This window comes from Luteolibacter arcticus (genome assembly GCF_025950235.1).
Taxonomy (GTDB): domain Bacteria; phylum Verrucomicrobiota; class Verrucomicrobiia; order Verrucomicrobiales; family Akkermansiaceae; genus Haloferula; species Haloferula arctica.
In genome coordinates this window covers 79484-91961 of record NZ_JAPDDT010000008.1, presented here as the reverse complement: position 1 = coordinate 91961, position 12478 = coordinate 79484, and the positions used below count along the sequence as shown (strand labels likewise).

Annotated in this window: 5 protein-coding genes; all 5 read right to left on the bottom strand. The window is 64.2% G+C overall.

Annotated features, from left to right (window positions below):
* Positions 1 to 4: 4 nt before the first annotated feature.
* Positions 5 to 3115, bottom strand: coding sequence for a DUF1553 domain-containing protein (locus tag OKA05_RS17895; RefSeq protein WP_264488550.1), 3111 nt, complete (start codon positions 3113 to 3115; stop codon positions 5 to 7).
* A gap of 207 nt (positions 3116 to 3322) precedes the next feature.
* Complete coding sequence (locus tag OKA05_RS17890; protein WP_439331381.1) at positions 3323 to 4777, bottom strand: DUF1501 domain-containing protein; 1455 nt, start codon at positions 4775 to 4777, stop codon at positions 3323 to 3325.
* A gap of 14 nt (positions 4778 to 4791) precedes the next feature.
* Positions 4792 to 8013 carry a DUF1553 domain-containing protein gene (locus tag OKA05_RS17885; protein ID WP_264488548.1) on the bottom strand — a complete coding sequence of 1074 codons (3222 nt, stop codon included), beginning with the start codon at positions 8011 to 8013 and terminating at the stop codon, positions 4792 to 4794.
* A 351-nt stretch (positions 8014 to 8364) separates the two neighbouring features.
* Positions 8365 to 9672: a PA14 domain-containing protein gene (locus OKA05_RS17880; protein WP_264488547.1), complete on the bottom strand. Its 1308-nt coding sequence runs from the start codon at positions 9670 to 9672 to the stop codon at positions 8365 to 8367.
* A gap of 44 nt (positions 9673 to 9716) precedes the next feature.
* Positions 9717 to 12470 (bottom strand): LamG-like jellyroll fold domain-containing protein, encoded by a 2754-nt coding sequence (locus OKA05_RS17875; RefSeq protein WP_264488546.1) that lies wholly within the window; start codon positions 12468 to 12470, stop codon positions 9717 to 9719.
* Positions 12471 to 12478 lie beyond the last annotated feature (8 nt).

The following is a 12478-nucleotide window of genomic DNA, read 5'->3' as shown; positions in this document are numbered from 1 at the left end:
GGGACTAGCGGTTGGTGATGACGGCGTCCGAGGTGAGCAGCGTGGAACAGACGACCACGAGTGCGGCGAGCGATGGATCGTCCTTGCCGGCCACGCTGAGGGCGGCGGCGCGGTCCTTTTCGTAGGTCGCTCTCTGGGCCGCGTGAAGTTCGGCGATCGCCGCCCGCTCGGCCGGCCGCGGTGCCCGGCAAGCCAGAATGGCAAAGGCACGGTCGCACTGGGCGGCGGCATCGCCCGGAGCTTGCGCCACGCAACGCTCCGCCAGCTTCCGCGCACATTCGAAGAAGCTCTGGTCGTTCAGGAAAATCAGCGGCTGAAGCGGCGTGTTCGTCGTCAATCGCCGTGCCTGGCAGATCTCGCGGCTTCCCGCATCGAGCGTGGTCAGCATCGGCGGTGGTGCAGTCCGTTTCCGGAAAGTATACAGGGTGCGGCGATAGAGCCCCTCCCCTTTGTCGGGCACATAGTCGCCACCCGAGGCCCCGGCTTCCGACCAGACGCCGGGCGGCTGCCATGGTTTCACACTGGGACCTCCCACTTTCTCAACGAGCAACCCCGCGGCGAAGAGCGCCTGATCGCGGATCGCCTCACCCGACAGGCGATAAGCCGGGCCGCGTGCCAGCAAGCGATTCGCCGGATCGCGCTCCAACTTCTCAGCGGTGTTGCTCGACGACTGGCGGAAGGTCGAGCTCATCACGATGCGCTTGAGCAGCTTCTTCACGTCCCAGCCCGAGGCCACGAAGTCGTGCGAGAGCGTATCGAGTAACGCGGCATGGCTTGGCGCGTCGCCTTGCAGGCCGAAGTTTTCCTGCGTCGGCACGATGCCATTGCCGAAGCACATCATCCAGAAGCGGTTCACCGCGACACGCGAGACCAGCGGATTGGCAGGGTCGGTCATCCAGTTCGCAAGGCCGAGGCGGTTCTTGGGGGCATCCGCCGGGAAAGGCATCACCGCGGACGGTGGCGATGGCTGCACCGGCTTGGTGAGATCGGGAGAAGCGTAGTCGCCGCGGGTGAGTATGTAGTGCTGCTTCGGCACCGGGCTTTCCTCCATCACCATGATCAGCGGGATGTGATCGAGGTAGTTGTCGTGGAGGTTCTTCCTCGCTGCGGTCACAGCCGTCCGCGCGGCGGCCATCTCGGGATCGACATGGCGGAGGTAGTAGTCGCGGAGGCCGTCCTTGGCCGCGGCATTGCCGGTCCTCGCCGCCTCGGCGATCTTGTCGGGAGAGCCACTTGCGAGCGCGTCGACTTCCATCGCCACCAGCTCGGCGCGGAAGACCGACAGCTCGTCGATTTGCCCTTGGGCGAACCCGCGGTCGTCGCGCGGCCGGGCCCCGAGGCGGAATTCACCCGCGGTGATGTTCTTGTCCAGCTGGTCGGTGACGACCGCAGTGGCGGCCGGCTTGCCGTCGAAGTACATCTTCAATCCGCCAGCCCGCGAAGTCCCATCGTAGGTCACCGTCACCTGCACCCACTTGCCGACGGGAAATGGCTCGCTCGTTTCGATCGACGCGGCACAGCCCGGCCACAGGTGGATGCAACTCCAGCGCAGCTTGCCTTTCTCTAACAGCAGCTCGAATCCCGACGCGTCCGCAACCTGGGAAAACATGGCCGGACCACTTTGCAGGATCACCGCCCGGTCCTTCGCATCCGGGCTGAAGATCTTCAGTGACACCGAAAGCGGATCGTGCCGGGTCACCCCGGCGAATCCCTGGAGATGCAATTCCGTGTCGCCATCGAACTCCACCGCATCGCCGGGCACATTCTTCAGTTGTCCGCCGGAAACCGTGGCGGGCTTGCGGTCTGGAACGAGGTTTGCGAGCGGCGCCGCCGCATCCAGCGGATAGTGGCCGGCGCGCGGCGTGAGCGAAATCGTGGGCTTCGCAGCGAACCACGCTTCAAAGGCAGCTTCCCGGCTGGCGGGCAGTTCACGGAGATGCTTCTCCGCCGCTTCCAGCGCAGTACGCCGCTTCGCGATCTCCGCCCCATGATGAGGCTTCTGCAGCCGCATCGATGGCTCGGGCGCGCTGGTGGAGAGAGAAAAAGGATAGAGCCCGTTCTCGTCGATCTGCCCGAACATCGACGCCATGCTATAGTAGTCGCTCTGCGGCAGCGGGTCGTACTTGTGGTCGTGGCACTTCGAGCACTCCATCGTCAGCCCGAGGAAGGCGGTGCCGAAGGTGTGCACACGGTCCGATATATTCTCCTGGCGGAACTCCGCCTCGATCGACCCGCCTTCCTGTGTCTGGCGATGCAGGCGGTTGAACATCGTGGCCAACTTCTGCTCCTGGGTCGCATCCGGCAGCAGGTCTCCGGCGACCTGCCAGCTCGCGAATTTGTCGTAGGAAAGGTTCGAGTTGAACGCGCCGATCACCCAATCCCGCCAAGGCCACACGAAGCAATTGGCATCCGACTGGTAGCCGTAGGTGTCCGCGAAGCGCGCCACATCCAGCCAGTCCTGCGCCATCCGCTCGCCATAGCGCGGCGACGCGAGCAATGCGTCCACCTGCTTTTCATACGCGTCCGGCGATGCGTCCGCGAGGTAGGCCTGCAGTTGCTCCGGCGACGGCGGCAGACCTGTTAGATTAAGCGACACGCGGCGTAGCAGCGTGGCGCGATCCGCTTCCGGATTCGGCGAAAGCTTCTCCTTCTCCAGCTTGCCGAGCACGAAGCGATCGATGTCGTCCTTGCTCCATCCCGCATCCTTCACCGCGGGTGGCTCATGCTTCTTCGGCGCGACGAAAGCCCAGTGCCGCTCATAGACCGCGCCTTGCTCGATCCAGCGGACCAGCACGTCCCGCTCCGCGTCGGTCAGCGGGCGGTTGAGCTTGGCCGGCGGCATGATCTCCTCCGGATCGTGCGAGCGGATGCGCGCAACCATCGCGCTGGCCTTGAGATCGCCGGGCACGATCGCCCGTTCACCGCTCTCCAGCTTGGCCGTCGCTCCTTCAAAGGTGTCGAGCCGCAGCCCGGCCTCGCGGCCCTTGTCCCCATCGGGTCCGTGACAGCCGAAGCAGCGGTCCGACAAGATCGGCCGCACGTCGAAGGCGTAGGACAGCGGGGCCTCGGAAGCAGAGGCCGCGGAAATCACAAGAAATGGCACAACTCGCTTCACGATTCAGTTCCATGTTTTCATGCCTCCCGCCAGCACGGGCTCCGCGCTGGCAACGAGGAAGGCAGACATCTTCTGAAACTAGCCTTTTCCCTCCGCATCAAAGGGTTCCTTTTTACCCTCAATCGCGCAGGAGTCTTTCTTCAAAAAATCGATGAAATCGCGAGTTCATGCCAACAGATGCGCAACCCAGGACCTGGGGATCCGGGATCATGCCAGGATACCCTTCACAACGACCGCCGGCTTCTCCACGCCGGTGAGCTTCTGGTCCAGCCCTTGGAACTTGTAGGTGAGCTTCTCATGGTTCAAGCCGAGCTGGTTCAGGACGGTCGCGTGCAGGTCGCGGATGTGGACCGGGTTCTGCACGATGTTGTAGCTCATCTCGTCGGTCTCGCCATAGACCTGCCCGCCCTTCACACCGCCGCCCGCCATCCACAGCGAGAAGCAGCGCGGGTGGTGGTCGCGGCCATAGTTCGTTTCGTTGAGCGTACCTTGCGAATAGACCGTCCGGCCGAACTCGCCGCCGAAGATGACCAGGGTGTCCTCCAGCATGCCGCGCTGTTTGAGATCCTGGATCAGGCCGTAGATGCCTTGATCGACATCCCCGCACTGCGAGCGCAGGTCACGCGGAAGATCGCCGTGCTGGTCCCAGCCGCGGTGGAAGATTTGCACGAAGCGGGTGCCGCGCTCTAACAGACGCCGCGCCATCAGCGCCGAGGCAGCGAAGGTGCCGCCGACCTTGCTGTCCTTGCCGTAGAGCTCATACACGTACTCCGGTTCGCCCGAGGTATCGGCCAGCTCCGGAACCGAAGCCTGCATGCGGAAGGCCATCTCGTACTGTTGGATGCGGGTCTGGATTTCCGGATCGCCCACCGCTTCGTACGAGCGCTGGTTCAGCGTGTTCAAGCCGTCCAGCATCTTGCGCCGCAAGTCGCGGGAGACGCCGGGCGAATCCTGCAGATAAAGCACCGGATCCCCCTTCGAGCGGAGGGCCACACCCGCGTATTTGCCGGGCAGGTAGCCGGATCCCCACAGGCGGGCGGAGATCGCCTGGACGTTCGAATACGGCGAGCTGTGGGTGGCGTGCAGCACCACGAAGGTCGGCAGATCCTCATTCATGCTGCCCAGGCCGTAGGACAACCATGAGCCGAGCGAGGCCTTCCCGGACTGCATCGAGCCGGTGTACACGAGCTGGTTGGCCGGCTCGTGGTTGATCGCCTCGGTGTGCATCGATTTGATGATGCAAATGTCGTCGGCCATCTTCGCGGTCCACGGCAGCAGTTCGCTGATCCACGCGCCGCCCTGGCCGTGCTGGGCAAACTTGAAGATCGTCGGCGCCAGCGGAAAGGAACCCTGCCCGGAGGTCATGCCCGTGAGGCGCTGGCCTTCCTTCTTCAGCCAATCCTTGAGGTCTTCCTTGAAGCGCTTCTTGAGGTCCGGCTTGTAGTCGAAGAGGTCGAGCTGCGACGGCGCGCCGATCAGCGAGATGTAGATCGCGCGCTTCGCCTTCGGTGCGATGTGCGGCAGCGCCTCCTCGATTGACGAGGAAAATGCCTGGCCGCTGCCGAGCAGCGAGGACAGGGCAGCCACACCGAGGCCGGTGCCGTTCTTGCGGAAGAATTGCCGGCGCGTGATGGCGGAGTTGTAATCGGAGATCGTGTTCATAGGTGCGGGCAACATCACTTGTTCAGGGTCTCATCGAGGTTGAGGAGTTGGCTTGCGACCAACGTCCACGCCGCGAGTTCAGGGACATCCAGCTTCGGATCGGCCTTGGATTCACCGTTGGAAATCATCGCCTGGGCCTGCTTCGCATCCGTCCGGTAGGCCGCAAGAGCCACCCCGAACGTATCCAGCACCACCTTCCGCTCCTCCGGCGGCAAGACGCGCGACAGCAGTCGTGCGGTCATGAAGTCGACGCGCTGCGAGGGATCGCTGGACGCCGCCATCGCGTGCTCCGCCAACCGCCGCGAGGCTTCGACGAACTGCGGGTCATTCAAGGTCACGAAGGCCTGGAGCGGCGTATTGGTCCGGTCGCGGCGCACGCAGAAGACCTCGCGCGTGGGTGCGTTCATGATCTCCATCGCGGGATGGGGCGCGGTGCGCTTCCACAGGGTGTAGAGGGAGCGCCGGTAGAGTGCCTCGCCGGTGTCCGCCTTGTAGTTCCTGGTGTTCGATTCCTTCATCGCCACCGCTTCCCACACGCCTTCCGGCTGATACGGCCTCACCGGTGCCCCGCCCACTTTCGGAGAAAGCAGGTCGGCCGCGGCGAGCGCCGTGTCGCGGATCACCTCCGCATCCATGCGGTAGCGAGGGCCACGGGAAACCAGACGGTTCGAGGGATCCTTCTCGAGCTTCTGACCCGAGACGGCGCCCGACTGCCGGTAAGCTGCCGAAGTCACGATGAGCTTCACCATGTGGCGGTAGTCCCACTTCGAATCGACGAACTCGGCCGCCAGCCAGTCGAGCAGCTTCGGATGGCTCGGACGCGCGCCCATGATGCCGAAGTCGTCATTCGTTTCGACGATGCCGGTGCCGAAGAAGTAGTACCACGTCCGGTTCATCGTCACCCGCGCTGGCAAGGGATTGGCCGGATCGGTCAGCCAGCGGGCGAGACCGAGCCGGTTCTTCGGCGCATCGGCCGCCATCGGTGGAAGTACGGCAGGCGTCGTAGGGGCGACCTTCTCGCCCTTGTCCGAATAGACACCGCGGGTCAGCACGTGAGCGAAGGGCTCGCCGGGCTTCTCTGCCATGACCAGCGACACGGTGCCGCGGCCGCCGAGGGTCGTCTGCTCGGCCTTGAGTGCGTCCAGCTTGGCCATCAGCTCCTGCGCCGGCTTGTCCATGGTCGTCAGGTAGTAGCGGAACAAGGTCTCCGTCTGCTCCTTCGTCCGTTGCTCCACCGGCTTCGTGAGGATGCCTTGGATGAGCCCGGTCTGGGCCAGCGTGCCGATCTCCTGCGGGGAGAGCAGGCGGCGGTAGAAGCGCAAGTCCTGCACCGCCACCTTGCCGTTGAGTTTTGAATCCCCACCTTCGCGCGAACCGAGCCGCAATGGCACCTTCGTTTCGATCTCCGTGCCCACGGTATTGGGCGTGGTCGTGGACTTCACCTTCCGGCCGTCCACATAAAGCTCCAGCGTGTCGGCAGCAGGCTTGGACCCGTCGAAGGTGACCATCACATGGTGCCACTCATTCGGCTTCAGGGGTTCGCTGCCATTGATCTTGTTCGCCTTGCCAGGCCAGCTATCGATCACGTGGGCGGCTGGCACGCCGCCTTGCAGGTAGAGGTCCCACCCCCGGTGCGCCTCGCCCGGATTCATCCTCGCCACCACCGCGCCCGTCGGCGCTCCCTCGACCCGGATCAGCGCACCATAGGTCACGCGGTCACCGCGCTTGAAGCTCCCGAGGTCGCCGAGATCCACGATCCCGTCGCTCACCTGCACCGCCTTGCCCGCCGGGGCATCCACTCGCGCAAGCTTCGCGTCCCATTGCTTAGCGGCTCCGTCCGCCTTGCCGCGGAGCGGACCGTCCTCCTCATCCAGCGGCAGGTGGAGTGCGAGCGTCGAGTCCGCCCTGGAAGTCCGGCTTGGCCGCGCGGTTTTCGTCCACTGCTCGAAGGCACTCCGGACCGCTTCCTTGCGAGCCGCGACCAGGCGCTCCTGCTCCGCGAGTTCCGCGGGAAGGGCGGCCAGGCGCTCCCGGTCCTCTGGCAGCGGTACCGTGACATTCGGCGGATGATTCGCGTTGTTGCCGTCCAGCGCCGACATCGGCGTGTTCCGGAAGAAAGAGGTCAACGAGTAGAACTCCTTGGTGGAAATCGGGTCGAACTTGTGGTCGTGACACGCCGCGCAGCCAGTGGTCAGGCCGAGCCAGACCGCCGAGACGGTTTCCACCCGGTCCTTCGCATAGATCGCGTCGTATTCCTCCGCAATCGCCCCCCCCTCCCCGGTGGTCGCCAGACAGCGCGAGAAGCCGGTCGCCACCTGCTGGTCGAGCGTCCGGTTCGGAAGCAGGTCGCCGGCAATCTGCTCGGTGGTGAACTGGTCCCAAGGCATGTTCGCTTGGAACGCCCTCACCACCCAATCGCGGTACGGCCAGATCGAGCGGAAGTTGTCGATGTGAATGCCGTGGGTGTCGGCATAGCGGGCCGCATCCAGCCACTGGCGGGCGAAGTGCTCGGCACTCGCGGTGGTGGCCAGCAACTTGTCGGTCGCCGCTTCAATCGCCGCCTGCGGGTTGCCCGTCGCAGCTTTCAGGAAGGCACCCACCTCTTCCGGTGCCGGCGGCAAGCCCGTGAGATCGAGATGCAAGCGTCGGTAGAAGCGCGCCAGGTCCTCCGGGGAATTCGGCTTGAGACCCTGCTCGTCGAGTTTCGCCGCGACGAACCGGTCGACCGGATTGGCGGCCCAGTCCTTGCCCGCTTCGGGCAAAGCGGGGCGCTTCACCGGAATGAACGACCAATGCGCTTCGTAGGGCGCGCCCTGCTCGATCCATTTCTCCAGTAGCGCGATCTGCGCCGGCGAGAGCGTCTTGTGGGACGCCGGTGGCGGCATGATCTTCTCCGGATCCTTTTCGTTGATCAGCTTGACCAGCAGCGATTCCGCCGGCTTGCCCTTCACGATCACCGGCTTGCCATCCTCACGCGGCAGGAAGGCATCCGCCTCGCGGTCCAGCCGCATCGGCGCTTTCTTCGGCTCGCGGGTCCCGCTGTCGGGTCCGTGGCAATGGTAGCAGTTTTCGGAGAGCAGCGGTTGGATGTGCTCGTTGAACGAGACCTTGTCCGGAAGCGACGCGGCCTCCGCCGCGACACCGCGGCCGGATGCGGCAAAACCCCAGAAGGCAGCGGTTGCTACCACGGCGGTCCATGGGGCAATCCTGCGGAAAGGTGAAAACTCAACGGTCATGGTAGGTGTATCGGGGAAGTAAGCGGAATCCTTCGGACGTTAGCTGCGATTTTACGCAGACCGACTGGCGAAACGCGCAACACTGCTCCGAAGTCGAGTGGGTTTCTCTTCTCAAAATTCATCGGGAGCCAACGGATCTCTTCATTCGGCCGTCGGGGATTCCGGTGAAAACCGCATCCTTCTTCCCGGCGAATTGCCCCCTATTCACGCATTTTAAGCGTCTTCGGGGCTCACACTTGGTTGAACAATTAACGATACTCATTTCACCGGTCATCGACCCGACTCGCCCTCTCGGCCGTGCCAACCCGCTCAAGGTGGAATGGATGGTGGAATTCATGGGCATCCCAGTGCTCATTTGAAAATGTCTCCGGCACCAAGCCGGGGTGTTTCGGCCACGAATAGCGACCGCGGAAAGCTCTCGGCCGAGAGGAACGGGTAGAGCGCCTTCTCCTTCTCTTCCAGGTCGGCAACGGTGAGCACGGGAAGAACCGGCACCCCCCCTGGCCCGCGGCCATAGGTCGAGTCCTTCTTCTCGATCATCACCCCGGCCGAGAAGATTCCGCCTTCATCGCCCATGATGATGTCCACTTTCAGCGAACTTCCTTGGCGGAGTTGGAACCATTTCCCACAGGCCAGCGCCGCGCCGGGCTTGCCGGGCAGATTGATGCTGCCCAGAGGCTCGTTGGCTTTTCCGGTGTAAACCACGTCCGACGCATCAAGCACCACCTTGCCGTCGATCCCCACCACCAGACAGTTGTCCCCCCATCCCACGAATCGATACGTTCCGGTCTCGGTCGCCTTCACCGTCCCGGAGTAGTGGGCGAGCCACATGCCCGCGCCGGTATCAGGACACTGGAACGCCTGGCCCGCCGAGGTGTCCGGGATCCCCTTGAAGGCGAAAACCTTGGCGGTCAGTTGGGTCGGGGAAGTGTAGTGCTTGAACTTGGAGGAGGGACCCCATCTGGAACTGTTGGTGAAGTCATTGACGATTTTCGTGTAGGTCGGCCGGTCCAAGGCTCTCACGCCGGTGCTATCCCCCTTCTTGTCCCGCTTGAAGTCATAGAACGTCCCCACCAGCCCCACTCCGCCCTTGCTGCCAAAGGGGTTTGTATCGATGAAGCCTTTGCCCACGCCGGGGCCGCTACCCGGTCCCACGCCGCTGCCCGTGCCGGTGCCAATCCCGGTCCCGCTTCCTCCACCCGCGCCGCCGCCCTTGCCCGCCGCACTGGCTCCCATCTCCATCGGCATGGTCGCGTCCGGCAGATCGCTGGAGGAATCCGGCAAGGTGAAGGCCGCCGTTAAACTGGTGGACGCAATCCGCTTCGACACCGCGCTCGGCATCTGTCGCGCCTTCTGCTGGATCTTGTGGGTCACTTCAGAACCGTTGTTGCCGCCACCACCGCCACCGGGAACGAAATCGACTCTCTCCTCCGGCGGCGGCTCGACCCAGCGGATGAAGAAGAAGATCGCCAGCAGGATGAAGACCGCGTGGACCAGCACGGAGATCGAGAACGCACTACCGCCCAGCCTCTGCCAAAGGCCTTTCTTCGTGCGGGATCCGGCGTTCCCGCCAGTCACCGGGTGCATGTCACCGGCCACGTTGGTCAAAGGAACTCTCGCGCCGGCGGGGCCGGTCGGGTTGTCGTGGGGTTTGATCATCGAATTCGGAGGATGAGCCCGAGGGCCCTGACCTGGGGACACGGTCATGGCGTCACGGAAAGTCGCACGAACCGCTTGCCGGTCAGGGGTGCAGGAAAGGTGTAGATGATCTTTGCGGGATCACTGAGATTCAGTTGGGCGCCCGGCACCGGCTGCCAGTCGCTGGTCAGCGAGGTCGAGAACTGAACTCCGAATGAAGTCACGCTGGCCGCCGGGTCGCGATCCCAGGTCACGGTCGTGGCTCCGCCTGCGGTGACCGGTCCAGGCAGCACCGTCATCCCGCTGCCGGTCTCACCCAAGAAGTACTCGATGCCGTTTTTCACGCCGTCGGCGTCGAAATCGAGTTCCGCGCCTTGGCCGTCGGCATTGGCAGTCGCCCATGTGGAATAGCCGCCTCCCACAGCCAGCGTCAGATTGCCGGTGGATTCGGTGAAGGTCCAGGTGTTCGCGCCTGCCACTAGGGTCCAGACGCCGGAGGCCCCGGTGAAGCCGGAGACGAGGAAGCTGTCGCCATAGGTCTCGGTCAGATTGGGGACGTCGACGAGGTTCCATGAGTTACCGTTGGCAAGGGTTGCCCCGCTGAGGTTGATCACGAAAACACCGTCCAAGGTGACCGCACCCGTGCCGGTGATACGGTTGCTCACGCCGTTGGCGCCGATCTTGAACGTCAGGCTTCCGTCCACATCCAGCACCAGCGCGCCAGCTTCCACGGTAGTGTTGCCGGTGTAAGTGTTGGGGCCCGCCAGGGTCTGGGTGCCGGTCCCGCGCTTGGTCAATCGTCCGATGGCATTGGCGATCGGATAGTCCACCATGGCTCCCCCGAAGCTCCCGCTGCCGTCGGCCACGCCGCAGACAATGCCGGCATTGGCAAAGCCGGGATAGCCGGCGCGAAGGGTGCCGGATCCGCTGAGCGCATCGACGAGCACGGTCGCCTCGACGCTCTCGAACGCCGCGCCCGCCTCCACATGAAGGTCGGCTTTGTTCTCGGTCCAGATTTCATTGTTGCTCGACCCGCCGATCAAGGTGCCGGCTTGCACATCGATGAGCGCGCCAGGGTCCAGCGCAAAGGTGGCCGTGGAAGCCCCCCACTGGGCCGTGTTGGCACCGGTCTTGCGCAAGGTCCCTGCCCCCGTGAAGTTCGACGTGGGATGAGACCGCAGGACCGCAGCATTGAGTTCCATGGTCGCTCCGGCGTCGATGCTGGCCGCGCCGCCCACGGTGTTGGAAAACACCGTCGTACCGCTCCCGGAGAGGGTCAGGGTGCCAGAGCTGCTGATGGGTGCCGCGATGTCGAGCACGGCGGAGGGATTGAAAACCATGGTTCCCGAATTGGCGACCGGCATGCTTCCAAGGCTGCCGCCGTTCTCGAGTTGCAGGGTCGCATCGGGCAGGATCGTCATCCCACCGGCCCCGGACAGATTGACCGCCGTCGAGAGCGTGACCTTGCCGCTGGTCATTTGCAGCGTGCCGGTGCCGCCGATGGTACCCGGGCCGGAAACCGCGTAGTCGCTTGAGGCGGCGAACTCCGTCAGCGTGGGCTGGACCTCTCCTGCCGCGATGGAGACGTTTTTCACCGCCGCGTTTTCATCGAACACCACCGAATCGCCGTTCGCGAAGGTCACCGAGGCCAGCGACACGTCCTTCCAGTTCGGGGTCGTCGTGTTCCAAGTCGAGCCGCCCACGGCGGCGGTGCCGTTCCAAGTGCGCACGCCGAGATCCTGGAAGGTCAGCGTGACGTAGTGATCGGGAGCCGCGGCGCTATCGATCGCCAGCGTGGCCTCCGCGCCGGGCGGCAGATCCAGATCGAAGGCTCCGAGATTCAGCGTGGGTGCCCCGGATGCCGTGAATCTGAAAATGTCATACGGGGTGTTCACTTGCAGCGAAGGCCCAGCCAGGACTTTCAAGGTGTGCGTGCCGCTGACCGTGAATCCGTCCGGATTGACGACGGTAGTGAAATCGCGGTCGAGCCCCGAGCCCGGGCGCACTTCCGAAGTCAGTCCCGCGGCCAGCGCGACCGCCGGGTAGCTGTTCTCGCCATCCTGAACGAGATAGCGGATCGGCAGCGGCGGTGTCCCCAGCGCGGCGAGGATGTCCTGCTCCGTGTCCGTCCCGGCGAAGGTCACCACGCGGGCCTCGTCGATGCGGCCGTTGAAGAAGATGGTGCCTCCCGGATTGACCGAAAGGTGGGGGCTATTGTGGGCCGGAGCCCCGTTGTAAGTGCCGGCCTTGGCGACGCCATCGATGTAAAAGGTCGTCACGCCATTCTTCCGGATCAAGGCGAGATGGACCCACTGGTTGGCAGTGAAGGTTCCAGCGTATCCGTTCGCCGGCCCGATCCAGCTCGCGTTGTGCGAGCTGGCGGCCCAGCCATTGGCAGCGAGGCTGATCTTGAAAGCGCTGGTCCCTCCCCCGAGGGCGATCACGTCGCGAGGGGTCGCGTCGAGCGAAGGTGCCGAGGCATACACGCCAACCGCGAAGTTGTCGGTCGCAAGACCTGAGAAGGTGTTGCTCGAGTACCATCCCTGATCGGGGCTGAGGGCACGGGTATCGATGTAGTGCGTCGAACCCGGTGCGGTGACGGGTGAGGGAGAGAGAGGGACGCTGCCACCCGAGATGTTCGAGGAAAAGTGACGGTTGTTCCCGGAGCTGTCCTGCGGGAGCTTGGTGGCGCCTGACATGCTGCCGGCCTCGCCGAGATGGTACTCGGCAAAGGGCGTGATGGCAGCCGGGGAGTGGCCGGGGAGGACGACCACAAGTGCAAGCAGCGCGGAGCTGCGGAGTGTTTGGCTGGATTTCATTCGGGTTT